Origin of the sequence: Xylanibacter rodentium (genome assembly GCF_013166575.1) — a bacterium.
In the GTDB taxonomy this organism is placed as follows: domain Bacteria; phylum Bacteroidota; class Bacteroidia; order Bacteroidales; family Bacteroidaceae; genus Prevotella; species Prevotella rodentium.
In genome coordinates, this window is sequence record NZ_JABKKE010000019.1 from 47,759 (window position 1) to 68,838 (window position 21,080).

General features: G+C 52.0%; 12 protein-coding genes and 1 other RNA gene. 5 read left to right on the plus strand and 8 right to left on the minus strand.

The window, feature by feature from the left end; all coding sequences use genetic code 11:
* Nucleotides 1-58: 58 nt before the first annotated feature.
* Nucleotides 59-1,273 carry a sugar transferase gene (locus tag HPS55_RS11010; RefSeq protein ID WP_172178162.1) on the minus strand — a complete coding sequence of 405 codons (1,215 nt, stop codon included), beginning with the start codon at nt 1,271-1,273 and terminating at the stop codon, nt 59-61.
* Between the two features lie 26 nt (nt 1,274-1,299).
* Entirely contained in the window at nt 1,300-1,668 is a 369-nt protein-coding gene (locus HPS55_RS11015) for a response regulator transcription factor (RefSeq protein WP_172178164.1), read from the minus strand.
* A gap of 888 nt (nt 1,669-2,556) precedes the next feature.
* Here HPS55_RS11015 and HPS55_RS11020 point away from each other — a divergent pair.
* Both HPS55_RS11020 and xylA read left to right on the plus strand, forming a co-directional pair.
* Nucleotides 2,557-4,056 (plus strand): xylulokinase, encoded by a 1,500-nt coding sequence (locus HPS55_RS11020; protein ID WP_172178166.1) that lies wholly within the window; start codon nt 2,557-2,559, stop codon nt 4,054-4,056.
* Between the two features lie 22 nt (nt 4,057-4,078).
* The gene (gene xylA / locus HPS55_RS11025) at nt 4,079-5,398 is read left to right on the plus strand and encodes a xylose isomerase (RefSeq protein ID WP_172178179.1); all 1,320 of its coding nucleotides are present in this window, start codon (nt 4,079-4,081) and stop codon (nt 5,396-5,398) included.
* A 293-nt stretch (nt 5,399-5,691) separates the two neighbouring features.
* On the opposite strand, the gene HPS55_RS11030 is transcribed toward xylA, so the two are convergent.
* The 3 genes from HPS55_RS11030 to HPS55_RS11040 all read right to left on the minus strand — a co-directional run bounded on the left by HPS55_RS11030 (nt 5,692) and on the right by HPS55_RS11040 (nt 8,634).
* Nucleotides 5,692-6,132 carry a hypothetical protein gene (locus HPS55_RS11030; RefSeq protein WP_172178168.1) on the minus strand — a complete coding sequence of 147 codons (441 nt, stop codon included), beginning with the start codon at nt 6,130-6,132 and terminating at the stop codon, nt 5,692-5,694.
* Nucleotides 6,133-6,141: 9 nt separating this feature from the next.
* Nucleotides 6,142-7,005, minus strand: a complete 864-nt coding sequence (locus HPS55_RS11035) for a sigma-70 family RNA polymerase sigma factor (RefSeq protein WP_172178170.1) — start codon at nt 7,003-7,005, stop codon at nt 6,142-6,144.
* 156 nt (nt 7,006-7,161) lie between these two features.
* Entirely contained in the window at nt 7,162-8,634 is a 1,473-nt protein-coding gene (locus HPS55_RS11040; protein WP_172178172.1) for a Do family serine endopeptidase, read from the minus strand.
* Nucleotides 8,635-8,917: 283 nt separating this feature from the next.
* Between HPS55_RS11040 and rnpB the strand changes: the two genes are divergently transcribed.
* The 3 genes from rnpB to HPS55_RS11055 all read left to right on the plus strand — a co-directional run bounded on the left by rnpB (nt 8,918) and on the right by HPS55_RS11055 (nt 12,619).
* An RNA gene (rnpB, locus tag HPS55_RS11045) (RNase P RNA component class A) lies at nt 8,918-9,310 on the plus strand.
* 80 nt (nt 9,311-9,390) lie between these two features.
* Nucleotides 9,391-10,710, plus strand: a complete 1,320-nt coding sequence (locus tag HPS55_RS11050; RefSeq protein ID WP_172178173.1) for a YihY/virulence factor BrkB family protein — start codon at nt 9,391-9,393, stop codon at nt 10,708-10,710.
* A 16-nt stretch (nt 10,711-10,726) separates the two neighbouring features.
* Nucleotides 10,727-12,619 (plus strand): polysaccharide lyase family protein, encoded by a 1,893-nt coding sequence (locus HPS55_RS11055; protein ID WP_172178174.1) that lies wholly within the window; start codon nt 10,727-10,729, stop codon nt 12,617-12,619.
* 183 nt (nt 12,620-12,802) lie between these two features.
* On the opposite strand, the gene HPS55_RS11060 is transcribed toward HPS55_RS11055, so the two are convergent.
* The 3 genes from HPS55_RS11060 to HPS55_RS11070 all read right to left on the minus strand — a co-directional run bounded on the left by HPS55_RS11060 (nt 12,803) and on the right by HPS55_RS11070 (nt 21,029).
* Nucleotides 12,803-18,121 (minus strand): FG-GAP repeat domain-containing protein, encoded by a 5,319-nt coding sequence (locus tag HPS55_RS11060; protein ID WP_172178175.1) that lies wholly within the window; start codon nt 18,119-18,121, stop codon nt 12,803-12,805.
* A gap of 414 nt (nt 18,122-18,535) precedes the next feature.
* Nucleotides 18,536-19,177, minus strand: a complete 642-nt coding sequence (locus HPS55_RS11065; RefSeq protein WP_172178176.1) for a response regulator transcription factor — start codon at nt 19,175-19,177, stop codon at nt 18,536-18,538.
* Nucleotides 19,178-19,256: 79 nt separating this feature from the next.
* Entirely contained in the window at nt 19,257-21,029 is a 1,773-nt protein-coding gene (locus HPS55_RS11070; protein WP_172178177.1) for a tetratricopeptide repeat-containing sensor histidine kinase, read from the minus strand.
* Nucleotides 21,030-21,080: the final 51 nt, after the last annotated feature.

Here is a 21,080-nt window from a genome sequence, read left to right on the forward strand (position 1 = left end):
ATGTTTGTTAATGTACGTGGAGGGATGGGGTAAGTTTGCTTCCCAACTTCGGACCGGCTTATACATCGTCCTTTTGTACGAAAGCGGTCAATGTACGCAGTATAATCTTCATGTCCATGGCGAAATTGTATGTCTGACCGTAGATGATGTCCAGTTGCTTGCGCTCTTCAGCCGACATGGCGCCGCCTTTTCCGCGCTTTTCCACCTGCCATAAGCCGGTGAGGCCGGCTGGTGCCATAAAGCGGTCTATGCAGTTGTCGTCAGTCAGTTTTTCGGCTTCGTATAGCGGCAGGGGACGGTTTCCTACTATCGACATGTCTCCACGCAGTATGTTGAACAGTTGCGGCAATTCGTCGATGCTGTATTTGCGAATGAACCGGCCGACTCTGGTGATGCGTGGGTCGTTTTCTATTTTTACGAACGCATTGTTGATGCTTTCGTCTTTCTGTTTGTTGAATTCACTTTCTGCCACCAGAAAGTCGTCTCCCACAAGCATCACTTCCTCGTTGTTTATCATTATTTCTGCTCCTACGCCGGTTGGCGTCATAGTCGGTTCTGTCTGTTCTGCGAGTGGCGATGTCTTGTTCGGAATATTGTCGTTGTCGGCAGTGGCTTTACGGGTATATTGATTCTGGGTTTTGCTAAGTTCCTTGAGTCGCTCGCTGGCGTCTGTATACATACTGCGGAATTTCAGGAAATCGAATATGGTGTAGTTGGTACCCACTCTTTTCGACTTGAACAGTACCGGACCCTTGCTTTCCATCTTTATTGCTATGGCCGTAATAAGGAACACCGGCGACAGTACTATTATTGCAATGCTTGAGAATATGATGTCGAAAATACGTTTCCATAGTGGCATCTTGAATTGCAGAATCTTGTATTTCGGTTCCTTGCTGTCGAAAAGAATTTCCTTTCGGTCGTAAATGAACTGTATTTTCTTGTTTATTTCCGTTACGGATGCCTCCTTGCTTATCGTATCGTTCACGCCGCATTGCTGATATTTTCTGCGGTCTTGTTCTGACAATTCGTTTGTCAGCAATATTATATATATGTTCTTGCAGTTTGTTTGCAGATACGTGATGGCTGTGATGTCCTCGTTGAGCACATTCTGTTCGAAGAAAACAATAAAATATTCTTTGTGGGTAATTTGCCGGGGTACACATGCCTTTGCCGCTTCCTTGTATGTCTTTGCAGTTGTTACAAGTTGTCCCGGAATGTATTTCAGGCGTTCCTCTGTTTTCGGATTGTTTCCTAAGTATACAACACCTATCATAATCAGCTTGATGTTTGGTTTTTAAGTTAATTCGGTAGAATTTTCTTCACTCTGATTTTCAGCTCTATCGGATTGAAAGGTTTTACGATATAGTCTTCGGCGCCGATTTCAAGCAGTCTGATGCGTTCGCTCGTACTGTCTTCACTGCTTAGCATTATTACGGGAATATGGCGGAAAAGTTCGTTTTGCTTGATCCATTCCAAAAAGTCATCGCCGCGCATTTCGGGCATTCTGATGTCTGATATAATAAGATCTGGTGTGTTGCCTTCCTGAAGCCATTTCACTCCCTGTAGTCCGTCGGGAAGCCATTGTACGTCATAGTCACTCATGAGATATATAGACAGTACTTTGGCTATAGTCTCCTTATCATCCAATATCAGTATTTTCTTTTTCATATTCGAATTTGATTAGTACGTTAATATTTTAAAGGACATACAATAAACATATCGGTCAGAATACGATAGACCGGCCGACAATCTTGTATATTCAATTTGCAAAGATAATAAAATCTTTTTTATAAAGTCAAGCGGTTCGTGTTTTTTTGTAAAATTTTCCAGGAAACATCTTTGTATTTCCGCTTTTCCCATGCCAAAAATTAGAAAACAGCCGGTTCTGTACTGATTGGACGAAGGTAAGATAACAAACCTGTCAATCGTACATAAACGGCCGGTCATAACTCCAACAGGTCTGTATAATAATACTTGAGATACTATGATGATGATAACGTGAAATATTGTCATTGTCTTGTTAATTCCGAAATTTTAACTTTTCTTTTTTCTCGAAATAGAAAAGCCGGGAGGCCTTCTCTGCTTTCTTGACACACCTTTTTTGCATGTCAGACATGCCGTAAGGGCCTCCCGACACTCCCGTAAGGGCCGTTTCGCATTGCAATAAGGCCGCCGTCGCAATGCAATAACGGCCTTATTGCATTGCAAAACGGCCCTCTCTGCTTTCTTGACAAAGCCACACTGACGTAACATGCTGATTATCAGTACTCCCCGTTTGGCTCTAAAATCGCTGTTTTCGGGGACATAGCAGAGAAATGCTCGTGTGATGTCGTTTAACACATGTTAAAGTAAAGATAAATGATGTTGCGGTTACGTACGATTAATTTATGAAAACCTGCTTACGTATTAAATTTGTTGAAGAACTTAATATACGGATTTTGTCGCGGTACGACGGCTTGATATGAAAAAATATCCTTGCCCTGAAAAAATATAGTGGTGGAGCAGGGGGAATTGATAGTAATAATCGTATTATATATACAACCGATAAATTAATTTATGGCAAACAGATATTTATTAGGATTCGATGTCGGAAGCAGTTCTGTAAAGGCATCGTTGGTAAATGCGGATACGGGCAAATGTGCAGCTACAGCTTTCTATCCTGAAAGTGAAGCACCTATCATTGCTGTAAAGGCAGGATGGGCCGAGCAGGATCCGCAAATGTGGTGGGACAACGCAAAATTGAGTTTGAAGAAAATAATGGCCGAATCAGGTGTCACGGCCGACGAAATAGCAGCCATTGGTATCTCTTATCAGATGCATGGTCTGGTATGTGTCGACAAGGACTACAAGGCCCTGCGCCCGTCCATAATATGGTGTGACTCGCGTGCCGTGCCATATGGAGAGCGTGCTTTCGTAGATCTTGGCGCTGAAAGGTGTCTCGGTCATCTGCTCAATTCGCCCGGTAATTTCACTGCTGCAAAACTTGCATGGGTGCGAGAAAACGAACCGCATATATATGAACGTATACATAAGATAATGTTGCCAGGTGACTATCTGGCTCTCCGTTTGAGCGGACAGGCCAATACCACGGTCAGCGGACTCAGCGAAGGCATGTTTTGGGATTTCCGTGAAGGGCGTGTCGCTGATTTTCTCATGGACTACTACGGATTCGACAGTTCGCTCATATCAGACATAGTTCCCACTTTCAGTATACAGAGCCGTGTCTCGGCCGCTGCCGCTGCCGAGACGGGACTTAAAGAAGGCACCCCGATTACATATCGGGCCGGCGACCAGCCTAACAACGCGCTCAGCCTGAATGTGTTCAATCCGGGTGAGATAGCTTCCACGGCAGGCACGTCGGGAGTGGTATACGGTGTGCTGGGTGATGTAAACTACGACCCGAAGAGCCGCGTCAATACGTTTGCACATGTCAATCATACTGCAGAGCAGACACGTCTGGGTGTATTGCTCTGCATCAACGGCACCGGCATCCTCAATGCCTGGGTGCGCCGTACGGTGGCACCGGAAGGTATCAGCTATGCCGATATGAATGACCTTACGGTTTCCGTGCCAATCGGTAGCGAGGGAATTACGGTGATTCCTTTCGGCAACGGAGCGGAGCGTGTGCTTGAGAACCGTGAGATAGGTTGCTCGGTGAGCGGCATAAACTTCAACAAGCACGGCAAGGCACATATCGTCCGTGCCGCCCAGGAAGGCATCGTGTTCAGTTTTTGCTATGGCATGGAGGTGATGCAGCAGATGGGCATGGACATCCGCAAGATACACGCCGGACGTGCCAATATGTTCCTCAGTCCGTTGTTCCGCGACACGCTGGCAGGAGTGAGTGGTGCCACCATCGAACTGTACGACACCGACGGTAGCGTGGGTGCGGCCAAGGGTGCGGGCATCGGTGCCGGCATATACAAGGACAACAACGAGGCGTTTGCCACACTCGACAAGTTGCAGGTGATAGAGCCAGACGAGGCACATCGTAACGAGTATCTTGAAGCATACGCACGATGGAAAGAGACACTGGAGAAACAGATTAAACAATAATAAAACCTTTTAAATTAAGAATATTATGGCAAAAGAGTATTTTCCGCAAATAGGAAAAATTCCTTTCGAAGGAACTGAGAGCAAGAACGTGATGGCATTCCACTACTACGATCCGGAGCGTATGGTGATGGGCAAGAAGATGAAGGACTGGCTACGCTTCTCTATGGCATGGTGGCACACACTGTGCGGAGCATCGGGCGACCAGTTTGGCGGGCAGACCCGCAGCTACGAGTGGGACAAGGCCGACTGTGCCGTACAGCGCGCCAAGGATAAGATGGATGCCGGTTTCGAGATAATGCAGAAACTGGGTATCGAGTATTTCTGTTTCCACGATGTTGACCTCGTTGAAGAGGGTGCTACCATCGAGGAGTATGAGGCTCGTATGAAGGCTATCACCGACTACGCACAGGAGAAGATGGCCGAGACTGGTATCAAACTGCTGTGGGGTACTGCAAACGTATTCGGAAACAAGCGATATATGAACGGTGCCGCTACCAACCCCGACTTCGACGTTGTGGCACGTGCCGGCGTGCAGATCAAGAACGCTATCGACGCTACCATCAAGCTCGGAGGACAGAACTACGTGTTCTGGGGCGGACGTGAGGGCTACATGAGCCTGCTAAACACACAGATGCAGCGTGAGAAGAACCATCTTGCAAAGATGCTGACTGCAGCACGTGACTATGCACGTTCCAAGGGATTTACCGGAACGTTCCTCATCGAGCCGAAGCCTATGGAGCCAACAAAGCATCAGTATGACGTTGACACGGAGACTGTTATCGGTTTCTTGAAAGCCAACGGACTGGAGAAAGACTTCAAGGTGAACATCGAGGTTAATCACGCTACTTTGGCAGGTCACACATTCGAGCACGAACTGGCTGTGGCTGTGGACAATGGCATGCTCGGTTCTATCGACGCCAACCGCGGTGACGCTCAGAACGGATGGGACACCGACCAGTTCCCCATTGACAACTACGAGTTGACACAGGCAATGATGCAGGTTATCCGCAATGGCGGTCTGGGCAACGGCGGTTCTAACTTCGATGCCAAGCTGCGTCGCAACTCTACCGACCCCGAGGATATATTCATCGCCCATATCAGCGGTATGGACGCCATGGCACGTGCGTTGCTCAATGCAGCAGCGATTCTTGAGGAAAGCGAGCTGCCCGCAATGCTGACCGAGCGCTATGCCAGCTTCGACAGCGGTATCGGCAAGGACTTTGAGGATGGCAAGCTGAGCCTGGAGCAGATTTACGAGTACGGCAAGAAGGTGGAAGAGCCGAAGGCTACCAGTGGCAAGCAGGAGAAATATGAGACAATCGTTGCGCTCTACACAAAGTAAGACGATAAGTTCTGAATTGAATAATTGAAGAAAAACCGGTAACTGCGCCTTCCGCCTCCGATGGGTGGGAGCGTGGTTATCGGTTTGTTTTTTATGGCGGGCAGATGATTTTGCCTGCGAATATAAGGCAATGTTCACGTAAAATGTAGGGACATATTCTTGTATTTGTCCGTTTATAATATATAGATATATATTGACCGGACAAATACAAGAATATGTCCCTACGATGTTTATTTATGGGCGCGTGTGCTCCGTTCTCCTCCCCTTTGGGGAGGTCGGGAGAGGCCGCCCCTTTACTCCTCCTCCTTATATGGCGTCATGTCGACGGCCTTGAACTTGAAGTCGCTGTCGGTTATGTAACGCACTTCGAACGGTGTCTTGGCTTTCACTGTATACTTGCGTTTCATCTTCATCAGTTTCTCCTCGACTTCTTTTTTCTTCTCTGAGAAAACCACGACACATGTTCTGTTGGGCATGTTCTGCATGTCGGTAAAATAGTTCTTCAACTGATAGGAATAGTTGTCGCGTCCCAAAAGGTAGTTACCTTTGCTCTCCACCCATGCACTGTCCACGGCCTGAACGTTGGTGAAGTATACAATGGAGTCGGTAAATGACGCCGAGAATCCGAACATGTATATTCTCGGCACCATCTTACTCTTTGCCGATACTCCCGTCGTTGCAGCAACGGCTGACAGGAATATGGCTGCGGTCAAGATGTACTTAAATGATTTCATTTATTGATATTATTGTCCTAAATATGGTTTCAGCGTATTGTTGTTTGTGCTGATACGCAGTTTGCGGATGGCCTTTTCCTTTATCTGCCGCACACGTTCGCGTGTAAGACCGTATTTCGCGCCGATTTCCTCGAGAGTCATTTCCTTACGGTTGATGCCGAAGAATGATTCGATGACGTTACGTTCGCGTATGTTCAGGCATCGCAGAACTCTGTTGATTTCTTTTCTGAGCGATTCTATCAGCAGAGGCTTGTCCACCATTGGTGTATCGTTGTCTGCCAATACATCAAGCAGGCTGTTGTCTTCACCGTCTGTGAACGGTGCGTCTACCGAAATGTGCTTGCCGGTGACTCTGAGAGTGTCGTCAATCTTTTCTTCCGGTATGTCCATATTCTCTGATATTTCCTCTATCGAAGGATGACGTTCGTGTTCCTGCTCAAACTTGCTCTGCATGCGGTTTATCTTGCTCATCGATCCTATCTGATTCAGCGGCAACCGTACTATGCGACTCTTCTCGGCTATTGCGTGCAGAATGCTTTGGCGTATCCACCATACGGCATAGGATATGAACTTGAATCCACGTGTCTCATCAAATTTTTCGGCGGCTTTTATCAGTCCGACGTTGCCTTCGTTGATAAGGTCGGGCAGACTCATACCCTGATTCTGATACTGTTTGGCCACTGATACGACAAATCTCAAGTTGGCCCTTGTCAGCCGTTCGAGTGCTTTCCGGTCTCCTTTGCGTATGCGTTGTGCCAGTTCAACTTCCTCTTCTACCGTAAGAAGTTCCTCACGGCCTATTTCCTGAAGGTATTTTTCAAGAGACTCGCTCTCCCGATTGGTGATTGACTTGATTATTTTAAGCTGTCTCATAGGCCGTATGGGTTTATCTTAGTTGCAAAGTTAAATTTATTTTTTAGAATGACAAAGAAAAAGGTGAAAAATGAGAAATGAAGAATTTACTATCGCCGGTTTTCTGTGTTTACCGCATTAGCAAATTCTTCATTCTTCATTTTTCATTCTTCATTTTCATTCACTCAGCGGTACAGCGGCATAAGCCTTCTTGCCTGTGGGCCACATGCCCTGTATGTAGAGCACCGGTTCTCTGCTTGTTGAAGCCTCTTTGACAATGTCTTGCAGTTCGTTGATAGTGGTCACATTCCGGTTGTTCACTTTCTGTATGATGAAGCCCTTGCTTATACCGGCTTCTTTCATCTTGCCGCTGTTAACCTTTATTACTTCAAGACCGTAGTTGATGCCCAACTGTTTCTTCTGAGCCTCTGTCACCTCGCGGAAGTTTGCTCCCAAAACGTCAAGGTCTGCGTTCTTCACCACTTTGGTGTTGCCCTGTTCGTTTTTCAGAGTCACCGTTTCGGTTTTCTTCTTCTTGTCGCGCAGGTATGTGAGTGTAACCTTGTCGCCGGGACGTTTCTTTGCTATCACTTCCTGAAGTTCGGCCATACGTGTCACTTTTTCTCCGTCAATGGCGGTTATAACGTCACCTTCCTTTATGCCGGCATCGGCAGCGGCACCGTCTTCCACAACCTTGGCCACATAGATACCCTCCATCGTGCCGAGGTCGATTTCCTTGCCTTGTTCTTTCTGCATGTCAACATAATTCTTGACGTCGCTGCCTTGTATTCCTATCATGGCACGCTGTACGGTGCCGTACTTCTTCAGGTCGTCCACAACTTTGTTCATGATGGTTGTAGGGATGGCAAAGCCATATCCGCTGTATGAACCGGTCTGAGAATAGAGCATGGCGTTGATACCCACAAGTTCACCGCGGGTGTTAACCAATGCACCTCCGGAGTTACCCGCGTTGATTGCGGCATCAGTCTGTATGAACGACTCTACACCGTTGGCGCCCAGTGAGCGTGCCTTAGCGCTGACGATACCGGCGGTGACAGTGTTGTTGAGTCCGAGCGGGTTGCCCACTGCAAGTACCCATTCGCCTACTTTGATATCGTTGCTGTTGGCTATGGTGATGGCCGGGAGATTTTTGCCGTCAATTTTTATCAGAGCCAAGTCGGTGGTTTTGTCCGTTCCGATGATGCGTGCCGAGTGCTCCTGGTTGTCGTTGAGCGTCACGGTCAGTTCATCTGCACCGTCCACTACGTGATTGTTGGTGACGATATATCCGTCTGCGGATATTATCACGCCCGAGCCGGTGGCGGTGCGTCTGGGAGTCTGCACCTGACGCTTTTGTGTGCCTCCGTTACCGCGTCCGAAAAATCCGCCGAATGGGTCGCTGAAGAAGTCACTGAATGGATCACTTTGTACGTCGACTGTCTTTATCTTGCTGTTCTGCACATACTTTATATGCACAACGGATGGCAGTGCTTTCTCGGCTGCGAATGTCAGGTCGACCGGTTGGCCGGCCGGAGCACTTGCTGCTGCCGCTACCGTTGTGGCCGCTCCGGCCTTGTTGAATGCTGCCACGGAAAAGACGATTGCTACGAGGCAAATCGCCGGTAATAAATAATTTGCAATCTTTTTCATCTCAATAAATAGTTTAATGTTATTCTGTTGATTGTTATTTCTGTGATTTGTGACTGCAAATATAGGAGCAAATTTTATGATTGTGTCATTTTGACATTTATATTTGTCGCAATTTAACAGTTGCTTTTATGCAGTTAACGGCTGTTTGCGCAGTGGCGTTATAATTTTACAAATATTAAAAAACGATTATTCTGCCAATATGGCTTCATGTGCATTATATGTTAAAATATTGTGCTATTATTTTGTTATCCCGCCAAATTGCTGTACTTTTGCATGTTGGAAAGTAGCGGTCCGGTCTGTCGCCGGCACTTTTGTGGTGCGGGAGGAAAGTCCGGGCAGTGCAGGGCACTCCGCTTCTGAAAATGGAAGCTGTCGGTGACGGCAGGATATGGCAGAAGAGAATGACCGCCGTGCGAAAGGCATTTGGTCCGGACCACGGTAAGGGTGAGAAGGTGTGTGTAAGAGACCACCGGCCGTCGGGTGATCGGCGGGCCGTGCCATCCGGAGGCTGCAAGTTCGCGTAAACCGTCGTCTGAGGGTTGCCCGCCCGAAAGCATGCTTACGTCGGAGGGTAGAATGCTTGAGCCGTGTGGTGACATACGGAGTAGATAAATGACAGACACCGCTGCCGTTAACGGTAGCGGGACAGAACCCGGCTTATAGGGCCACTGCTTTCTTTTTTTATTTTGTACAAGGGATTGTCGTAGGAATATAACGTGCACGGGGATTTCTTTTTTTAATTAAATATAAAAGCGGATGAAAAAAAAGATACAGGACATCATACATTTCATACAGACGGGAATATGGCAGGTGTCGCGTGACGACGTGTCTCCGTTAGTTTATCTTCTGTACAGTATATTGAAGAAACTGATACTGACCATACGTTTCTTCACTACAAAGCGTGTGATGAGTCAGGCTGCGGCACTCACTTATTCAACGTTGCTGGCCATAGTGCCGATAATGGCTGTGGTTTTTGCCATTGCCCGTGGTTTCGGCTATAACAAATATATAGAGATGTGGTTTCGCGATGCCTTCAAGTCGCAGCCGCAGGCGGCCGACATCATTGTTGAGTTTGTCAACAGTTATCTGGTTCACACCAAAAGCGGTGTATTCCTTGGTATCGGTCTTGTTTTTATGTTCTACACGGTACTCATGCTGGTGAGCAACATTGAGAGTGCATTCAACAGTATATGGCAGGTGAAGAAACAGCGGAGCATCTTCCGCACTTTTACTGACTATTTGGCCATGCTCTTGCTTTTCCCAATATTGATTGTTCTGACGTCCGGTCTTTCGATATTCATTGCGACGGTGGCCGGCAGCATGCCCGATCTGCTGTTGCTCGGGCCGATGGTACGTTTTCTGATAGCACTGTTGCCGTATATACTGATGTCTGCTATGTTTATCGGGCTGTATGTCTTCATGCCCAACACTCATGTAAAGGTGCGTTATGTCATTGTTCCGGGTATATTGGCGGGTGTGGCCATGCAGTGGTTACAGCTTTTCTACATACATTCTCAGATGTGGGTGAGCAGCTATAATGCTATCTACGGCTCGTTTGCCGCCCTGCCGCTGTTCATGCTGTGGATGCAGATATCATGGACGATATGTCTGTTTGGGGCGGAACTTTGTTATACGAACCAGAATCTGGACTATTATGATTATAATACAAAGACGAGCGACATCAGCCATCGTTATCGCATCATGCTGTGTACAATACTTGCGAGCCGCATATGCCGCCGGTTTGACAGGGGCGGACGACCATATACGGCTCTTGAATTGTGCGGGGAGACCGGCATTCCGATACGGATCGCCAATGACTTGCTGTATGCCATGATAGGGGCGCGGCTCCTGATAGAGATAACGTCGGACGAGAAAGGGGAAGCGTCGCAGTTTGTTCCGGCCGAGAATGTTGACAATCTTAGTCTCGGTGTCATGATAGACCGGCTGGAATCGCAGGGACGATGGAAGATAGACCTGCCACTTGACAAGCACTACAACGAGAATTGGCTGAGTGCTCTTGAAGTGCGCAGAGAATATTTGCGCAAGTCACGTGAGATATTGCTTAAAGACTTATAATATAAAACAGACAAAAATGAGAAGATTTTTACTTTCAGTGTGTGCGCTGATGTCGTTATCGGTCATGGCACAGGACGATGTGAAGATGATCAAGAGTGGCATGTCCACAACTCTTGACAACGGTCTGGTGAAGGCCGTCATAGGCAGCGATGGACGCATAAAGACGATGACTTACAAGGGCGGAAGCAGCAACCTTATGGGAAGCAACGGCATTTACTTCGACTACACGGCCGACAAGAACCGTGCCCTGTCGCCTTCAAAAGCCGAGATAGTGAAGCGTACGCCCGAGATGTGCGAGGTGCTTTACACCAACACCACCGACGACCTTCAGTTCCAGCAGGGTTTCATTATGCGTAAAGGCGTGAGCGGGCTTTATGTCTATGTCATCGCCAACGGCACCCCGACGTCGTCAACGGTGAAACTGAAGGAGACGCGTGTATGCGTGAGACTTGCATCAACATTCCTCAACGGATATGTGGACGACTTGATGAACGGTAAGATACCGTCGAACAGCGAGATGGTCACGGCCGAGAAGTCGGAGAACACCGTGCAGGATGCGACATACCGTATGGCCGACGGTTCGATATATACCAAGTACAACTGGGGCAACTACTGCGTGCGCGACAGTCTGCACGGACTGATGAACGGCAAGAACGGCGTGTGGAACATCCCGTGCAGCTACGAGTGGATGAACGGCGGACCGATGAAGCAGGAGCTCACGGTGCATGCCACAAGCAAGTCGCCGATAACGATACAGATGCTTCAGGGCGAGCATCTTGGAGCCTCGGCGCAGTATTATCAGGACGGCGAACGCAAGATATACGGCCCGTTCTTTATCTATGTAAACAGCGGAACGCAGGAGGAGATGATTGCCGATGCCAAGGCGCAGGCCCACGAGCAGCGGCAGGCGTGGCCGTTCGAATGGTTTGAAAACGAGCTTTATCCGCTCGATCGTTCCACTGTGAGCGGACGGCTGAACATTGTAACGGGCCAGCCCTGCGACAGCATCCGCCTGATACTGGCCGAGACGGGCACCGACCTTTATCTTCAGGGCAAGGGTTACATCTACTGGGGTGACACCGATGTCGAGGGTAACTTCTCTATCCGCAATGTGCGCAAAGGCAACTACACGCTTTACGGCTATGCCATGAAGGGCGACATAACCGACGAACTGCAGGTGAAGGATGTTGTGATAGACGATGAGAACGTGAGTCTCGGCAACATCGACTGGACTCCCGCCACCTACGAGCACAAGCTGTGGCAGATTGGCGAGAACAACCGCATGTCCGACGGATTCCGTTACAGCGACACGTGCAGAGCCTATGGGCTGTGGGAACTGGTGCCTGCCACTTTGAATTACGTGGTCGGTAATAGCAATCCCGCTACCGACTGGTACTATGCACAGACAAAGAACGGCATGTGGACGGTGACGTTCGACCTTGACGATACATATACAGGAACGGCATATCTCACGGCATCGGCAGCCGGAGCAACCAATAAACCCAAAGTGGATGTTGCCGTCAATGGTGGTAATAAAAAGACATGGAGCTTCTCTACAAACGATGCCGCCATCTATCGCAGTGCCGTGCTTGGCGGACGCCACTGGCTCATGAAGCATTCGTTCCCCGCATCAGCACTGAAGAAAGGCCGCAACACCGTGACTTTCACCATGTCGGGCATCAGCAAGAACGGCGGTGTGATGTGGGACTGCATCAAGCTCGAAGCTGGTGCAAAGGTTACGGCCAACGCCATCGCTGATATTCCGGCCGCTGCCGCCGATGCTCCTGTGGATATTTACACGCTTGGCGGCGTCAAGATTGGTACGTTCGCCAGCCTTGGCGATGTACGTCTGAGCAAGGGAGTATATATTTATCGCCGCGGTGACGAATCGGGAAAGATTAGTTTCTGATAAGTAAACACATATAAAATAGGAAACTGTTTCTAAATTTGTAGGGACATATTCTTGTATTTGTCCGCCAAGAATATTATGAACTGCACCCTAAAAGTTATACATAAAACTTTTGGGGTGCAGTTCACCATGGCGCAGCCTCTTTTCATTTATATACCGTTATTTTTTTCCGGTCAGTAGAGATTACTTTATTCCAATCTTCTGCACTGTTGTGCCGGCTTTAACGATGTAGAAGCCGGGATACAATGCTATGCTCACGGCCGAACGGGCCACCGAGCGATGCACTATGCCGCCGCCAATGCTGTAGATGGTGATGTCGGCCGTTGTGCCGTTCGGGTCTACTGTCACTTCGCGGTAGCCCGGACGTACCGTAGCCTTGCCAGTGGCGGCAGAGGTTGAACTGATGCCGTCGGTGTAAGTCCCGGCAGTAATATCGATTGTAGCCGTCACGTCGCTGCCGTCGATGGCGCGTGCCTGCAGCGTCACTATGCCTCCCGTGGTGTTGGCGCGGATGCTCAGAGTGCCGTCGGGAGCTATCGTGGCCAGGTTGTCACCCTGCTCTATGCTCCATTCCACGTTTCCGATGGTAGCCAGCACGGGCATTACCATGGCCGTGAGATGCAGCTGCGGCTGCTCCTGTCCGATGACAAACGAGTTCTCGCGTGTGCCGATGATGATGCTCTCCACCAATGTCACGCTGTAGGCGTCGTCACTGCTTATCACGTTAGATGCACCTTCGTTGCTGCGTGGTGCCATGGCCTTGCCGGCGGCAGCGGCCTGCTGTACAGGCGCTTGCAGGGTGTAGGCTATCGAGTAGTAAGTGGTGCGGTCGCTCTCGCGCTTGTGAGTGAAGCTGCGGGCGTTGCCCGACAGTGTGGTCAGCGGCTGCAGAGCCTCGGGCGATGTGCCGCTCAGTATGGTGTACTGGCTTATCACGGCGCCCTCGTAGGGAGTCCAGTGCAGGTTGATGGCATTGCCCATGCCGCGGTTCACCATCAGGTGTATGCTGCCGTGGATGGCGCTCGGTGCGCTCTCCGTGCCGTAGGCGGTGGGCAAGCTTATCATGTAGCGGTTGCTCTGCACGTCGGGACGGCTGTCTTCGTCTACATAGCTGCCGTCGGCAATCGAGCGCTCGGCAATCTTCTCGAAGTCGCCGGCGACGGTTGTCTCGCGGTAAATGGCCACCGTACCGTTGAATATCGTGGCGTCGGGCAGTTTCATGCCGGCGTTCCAGTCGATGCGGTTCTTGCCCGTGGCGGCGTCAACGCCCACCATTGTCAGTTCGGGGCGGAAGCCTGCGCCTGTGGCATAGGTCTCGGCATATTCCTGTATGGCCGATGTAAACACGTCGTCGGTATACGATATATATAATGTATGGCCGCCGTTGCCGCGCGGTGTCACTGTAGCGGTGTTGCTCTGTGCGTCGTACACCACCTCCATGCCGTCGTCACCCCATACGCGTGCCTTGGCACCCTCGTTGGCAGTGAGAGCCTCGGGCATGGCTACAGATATGGGCTCGCCTGTGAGTATGCGCTCGGGCAGGGTGATGCGCAGCATCGGACGGTCGACGATGAGTATGCGGTGCTCGGCCTGTGCCGCACCTGCAGTCACCTTCACCGTCTTCAGTCCCGGTGTGTTCCATGTGATGATGCGGCCGTTCACGGTGCCTCCGTCGGCGTCGATTACCGGTTCGGCTCCGCTGTTGTCGTATATCTGTATCGGCATCTGCATGCCCACGTCTCCGCGCTGTGCCATGCCTATCAGGGCTGTGGCCTGCGGGGTAAACTCAAACACCTTCGAGAACGGTGAGTGGGCGTGCCACGGGTCTATCGTCTGCACACACACCTCGTAGGTAGTTCCGGCTTCGAAGCGGTCGATGGGTATTTCCATCTGTGTGCCGTAGCGGTAGTGGGGATAGAGTGCGGGTGCCGTTACAGCCTTGCTGTCGGTGGCGTTGAGCGGCGATATTACATAGCTGCCGGCGCCGTGTGCGCCCTTCTTCTTTATGCTCACATTGTAGCGCAGACGGTCGATGGGCGTCTCGTTGTCGGTGGCACCGTTCCAGCTCACGGTTACGTAGCGTCCCACGGTGTTGGCAAATACCTCGGCGGGAGCCGTCGGGGCAGTGTTCTCAAAGCGCGACAGTATCAGCGAACCCGGGTCGGGGCGTCCGTCGTGGTTGAAGTCGGGGGCCTCGTTCTTGATATTGAAGCCGTACCAGGCTTCCGAGTCGCCTGTTGCCATCTTCACGCCGTTCATGCTGCTCAGCAGCAGACTGTCGCCACCTTGGAAGTCATTGATATTGTCTGTCGTATAGTCACACAGTCCGTCGTTGTCGAGGTCGGTGATGATGGGCAGTCCGGGCAGCTGCATCGACTTCCATTCGGTCATGTCCTTTCCGCCGCAATAGGCCTTGAAGAGTTCATCGTCCTGCATGACGAGGTCGGGACAGCCGTCGTTGTCGACATCGGCAATCATGGCTGCCGACACCTCCTTGCGGTCGAACACTACCATCGGGGTGAACGTCATGCCGCCCTCGTTGCGCAGTATGTAGGTTGAGAATCTTTCGCCCTTAGGATTGCTCGGGTTGTAGTAGCGCATGAGGATGTCGATGCGGCCGTCGCGGTTGAAGTCGGCCACATGGGATATTCCATTGGGCTGCCATCCGTCTATCTCGGGGAAGGGCACATACTCCACGCCGCCTTCGGCCGTGCCGCGGTATATCTTGCTTTCGTATATATAGTCGAGCAGACCGTCGTTGTTGAAGTCGGCCGTATGCTCCACATAGTGGAAATTCCACGGGTTGCCGTTCAGGTCGGTGTAGTTCACCTGCGGAGTGCTAAACTCGAGCTCGCCGTCGTTTACGAGCCACGGATAGGTGGTGCCGTTCTTCAAGTGTGTGCCGAAGATGTCGGGCTGTCCGTCCATGTTGCGGTCGGCAAAGGTTATGGGGTTGATGTATGTGTCCGACAGACTGAACGCGGGATAGTACGAATACTTGCCGTCCTCGTAGGTGTACAGCTTGCTGTTGCTGCCCACTCCTTCTATCGTTCCGCTTTGGTTGAAGTCGAAGCCCTTGCTGAAGGATTCGCCGAGCGATTTGTATATCTGCTCGCTCTTCAGCGGGTCTACGCTTATGCGTGCCATTGTAGAGCCTCCGCCGGGAGCCGTGGCCGTGATGGTCTTTCGGCCGGCAGTGGCAAAGGTGATGGTGGCGTAGCCGTCGGCAAGTGCCGTCACCGTGCCGTCGGGCATGGCGCGGAATGTAGCTTCGCTGCCGTCTACGGTTCTCACAGTGAGCGTCTCGGTAGTGGTCATGGCCGCCTTGTCCATGGTGAACAGGGCGTTGGCAGCCTCGTTGACAAACGGTGACGCCTCGCTCCATTCGCCGAGCCTGCCGCCTGTGTCCTTGGCGCGCACGCTCACGTTGAGTGTGCCCATGGGCCACGAGCCCGAGTTGGCTATCAGCTGCGTGACCTTGCACTCGCGCATCAGCACGTTGCCGCCGTCGGCGGTGCTCACCTTTACGTCGTAAGCCATGTCTACGGGCTTGGTCTCGCTGTCGGTGCCCGCCTGCCACTCAATCTTCACCGTACCGTTGCTGCGGTCGGCTATCACTCCCGGTGCCGCCATGCGCTGCGGGGCGGTGTTGGCGTTGACCATTGCCGGGGTGTACAGGTAAGTCTGCGAATTGCCGAGCTCGTTGCGCAGGTCGGCTATTATCTCTAATTGTCCGTCGCCGTCGTAGTCGGCAAACTCCATCAGCGGGCCGTTCTTATATATCGGAGTGTCTTCCGGCCGTGGGAACAGGTCGGTCTGTGTCAGCTTGAAGCTCTCGTCCCAGTCTATCCGCTTATAGCCGTAGTTAGGTGACTTCAGATGGGATATGATTGTGGGTCGTCCGTTGTTGTTCAGGTCGAACGGCTTTGAAAACTCGTGCTCTCCCTCCAGTGTGCGCACCGTGCGGCGGAAAGTGCCGTCGCCGTTGTTCTTGAAGAATGCCAGATAGGCGTAGTTCTCATTGCGCGGCGTGTTGATGGTGAGCAGGATGTCGATGAGCCCGTCGCCATCGAGGTCGCGGCAGAACATGGCCGATATGTTGCCGTTCTCGATGAGCTGCTGCATGTCGAAGCCCGCGCCGTTGCTCAGGTGCAGCACCACCTGCTTGTTTTTGCTGTCAAAGATAATCATGTCGGAGATGCCGTCGCCGTTAAGGTCGGACGTCGTCACGTTGCCGTTGAACACCGCCGAGTAATAGCGGCCGTCGGGCAGCGAGAGGAACGACTGGCCCTGACCCTGTATCAGATCGGGATAGCCGTCGCCGTTGATGTCAGCAGTGTTCATTACTTCCGAGGTCATTCCGGTGCTCGCGTCCATACCCTTGCCACCGCTCATACCGCTCATGTTGATATAGCTGGTGCTGAACGTGCCGTTGTTGCCGCTGCTGAATGTGGCGTCGTCGATTTCAGCCTGGTCGGTAACCACGCTGAGTCGCTTGCGCACGAATTTGCCGTCGGCAGTCTGTATGTATGTTGTGGGATGATGGTAGCTAATCGTTCCTCCTGTTGATTGTGTTTCCCATCCGTACAGATCGGGGCGTCCGTCGCGGTTCAGGTCTACCACGCAGTTGAATATCAGATTTGCTTTCAGCCCCGTGTTCTTCAGTGTATATCCGTCGGGGCCGCTCATGGCTATTACAAGGTCGCCATCTTCGTAGCTGCCCGACCGCAGCATCACGTCGGCGATACCGTCGGCATTATAGTCGGCACTCATACATTTGTAGTATGCTCCGGTTGTGAATAAATCCATTTCTTCGGTGCCGTCGATATACATCTTCACCGTGCCGTTGAAGTCGACCCATGCTATGCGTGCTTCGTTGTGCGAGGGGGCCTGTCCGGCAAATATTTTCCACAACTTGTCGTTGTAATATGTGTAGGTGCGATTTTCGTAGCCTCCGTAATTGATGTTGAGCCACGCGTTAACATCCTCCTGCGACGTGATGCGGAACCAGTGGTATTGGCCTTGCATGTAGTCTTCATTGAAGTCTTCCTTGATGTCGGGCTCGCGGCCTTCGGGATAGGGCACCGACATCGACGCCCCATCGCCATCGTATACGAATGTCGTACCCTTGAAGTCTTCCCATGTTTCCATACCTTCTTCGTATGGCAGCATGTCGTTCTCATTGAATATGGCCATCTTTATCATGCGGAACCTGAAGTACCATGCTCCGTCGGCAACGCGCAGATAGTCTTCAACGGGCTCCGCTTCCAGGTAATACGTTCCCTCGCCGTAGCCCACCACGGGGCCGGGCAGGCTGCCCTCGGGATAGTCGTAGATGGTGCGGCCGATTTTCTCGAGCTGTTCCATGGTGCCGTCACCGTTGATGTCGGCATACATGTTGATGTCGTACTTGTAGTGCGTCACTTCGGTCTGCTTCTGTGCATATCCGCCGGCAGCTCCGAATCCGGCGGCGAGCAGTAATAGTAATAGTCTGCTGGTCATAATTGGATAAGATTTTGATTAAAAAATATTATTTTGCAAATATATGTAAAATATGAATATCAGACAATTACGGCTTTCCGTGATTTTTTCGCCTGTCGGGATAATTCTTGTGGGAAAAATGAGGGGGCCCCACCCAACCTCCCCAAAGGGGAGGGGAAGTGATGGCAGCATAATCAATGTCGTGCGAATCCATAACGGGTATAATGACATTGTTTCATGGCAAAAGCCACAAACCAATGGGGTTTGTGGCTTTGCATTTCGCATCACCCTTCTGATGTGGATTTGTGATAATCGAATGGAAACATTTCGGACGCACGAGCCGTGCGCCCCTGCGTGGGTGATGGCTTGTGCGTCCTTGATTATGGTTCCTGCACTTCACCTCCCCTTGGGGAGGAGGTCGGGTGGGGCCCTTTTTTATATCGGCCCGATATATCCTCGCTTCACGGCCTTCATAACGAGGTCGGCGATGTTGCGGGCCTCGAGTTTTTGGAAGAGGCTCTTGCGGTGGGCTTCAACGGTGTTTTCGGAGATGAACAGGCGCTGTGCTATCTCCTTTGACGTGAGTCCTCCGGCGATGGCTTGTAGCACGTCCATCTCGCGCTGCGACGGGTGGTCGATGCCGTTGCGCATCATTCCGAGTGCCGTCATCACCTCGTCGCAATAGTAATGTTCGCCGCACGACACATCGCGTATGGCCTCCATCACGTGTGCCATGTCGAGCGACTTGTATACTATGGCGTCGACGTTGCGTGCAACGAGTTTGCGTACTGTCCACAGTTCGTCGTGGATGGTGCTCACGATGATTCGCGCCGAGGGCCATGCCTCGCGTATGGCGTCAATCAGCAGGAAGCCGTCCATGTCGGGCAGCTCCACGTCGATGATGTAAATGTCGTATGTACGAGTGCGGAGGATGTCCGTGAGGGCAGCGGCACTGCGGAACAGCTCCACATGGCGCAGCCCGTTGCGGGTGAGCAGGCTGCGAAAGCCTTCCAGTACAAGGTTATGGTCGTCTACCACTGCAATCCTCAATTCGGACAAATCAATATTCTCGCTCATATTAATATAGGGGTTGTTTTAATTCGTTTCTATACTTTGTGTTCCCGCCATCCAAAGTTTGAACGGGGCATTGCGCCCGTCAGTCTTTCCGGAAACGCTGCAACGACAGCCTTACGGTGGTGCCGTTGTCGCCTGCCGTCACCGTGAGACTGCCGCCCACAGCGGCTGCGCGCTGCTTCATGGTGCGGCGGCCTATGCCTGCGGCCTGTGTGTGGCGTGGCTTGCCGTTGTCGCTCACGGTGAGCTCTATGCCGCTGTCGGTGCGGTTCAGGCTTACGCCGATGGTCCGGGCCGAGGCGTGCTTTATGGCGTTGCCCACGGCTTCTTGCACTATGCGGTATATCTCGAGCGACACGTCGTCGGGCACCACGCTCCAGTCGGCATCGTCGGGTGCCGAGGTGTAGGTGCAGCGGCTGTCGGCTGTGGCTTTGTCTACCTTATATATATAGTAGCGCAGCACCTCGTCGATGGTGGCGTAGTTGAATTCGGGCGGCATCAGCTCGTGGGATATGCGGCGCACCTGTTCGCGGCAGCTGTCGAGCTGTGGCAGTAGGGGCGATGTGGGGTGCTCGTCGTTGAGCATCATTTGCATGGCCGTGAGGTCGTTGCACACACCGTCGTGCAGTTCGCGGGCCATGCGTGCGCGTTCGTTCTCCAGTCCCTCGACATATCGGGTGGTGAGCTGGCGCTCAGTGTCGTGGCGCAGGGCGGCAAACTCCATCTCGCGTTCGTGGCGGCGACGGCGCTGCACCATGGCGTATATGGCGAAGAGGGCTACCACTACTGCCAGCACAGCCAGTGCCACGGCGAGGCGGAAGCGGGTGTCGGCCTGTGCGGCCTTGCTGAGTGCCAGGGCCAACTCTTTCTCCTTGACATTGTATTTCACTGTGAGCTCGCGCATGCTTTCGGCCTTCTGCTGCTCGTAGAGGGTGTCGCGCACGGCATTGCTCTTCAGCAGCGTCTCGTAGGCCAGGCGGTGCTCGCCGAGGTTGGAGTAGGCTTCATGCATGTTGTTGTAGCAGTCGTACATCACGAACGGCAGCTGCTGTATGCCGTCGAGGTGGAGTATGCTGTCGAACCATGCTATGGCCGGACGGTAGTCGTGGCGCTTCATGCAGATGGAGCATTCGGCCTGATAGTATATCAGACGCGACATCACCGAGGTGACGCGGGGTAGCAGACTGCGGCATCGCTCGCGCCATTCGGCCGCTTCCTTGCGGCGGTCGAGGCGGTCGCAGGTCAGCATGATGTGGGCGGCGGCACGCATGGCACCGTCGTTGTTACCTGTCTCTATGGCGTATTTGTAGCTGCGCTGCTGGTAGGTGAGGGCTTTGTCGGGCTGGCCGGCAGCGGTGAGCACGGAGCCTGCGGCGCTGTATATCTGTCCTTTGAAATCGCGGTCGGCGCACTGTTCGGCCCATTCGGCCGCGGTGACGGCATACTGTGTGGCCTCGGTCTTGTGGGCCATGTCGAGGTGGAGCGTGGCCAGATTGACGTAGAGGGCGGCTACTTCTTCGAGAGCTTCTTCGTCGGCCTGCTTGCGGAAGCTGTCGGTAGTGGCTATTTTGAGTGCTTCGTCGTAGTGCTTCAGCGCTTCGTCTATCTTTCCCGACGACCTCATGAATACTCCGAGCGAAGTGTGTGCGCCCAACTGCCACGAGGCGTTGCCGCTGTGGCGGGCCATCTCGAGAGCGCGGTTGCCTTCGACGATGACCGAGTCGGTGCGGCCGATGGAGTGCAGACTGTCGGCCGTGGCCCGCAGACGTGCAAATTCGTCGGCATCGGTGGCTGTGGAAACAATGGGATAGAGGATTGTCAAGAGGCATAAAACGGCCTTTAACATCGTCTTCATTGTTGTTTGTTTCATTGGTTGTTGGGTCATAACTGTTACAAATTTAGTAAT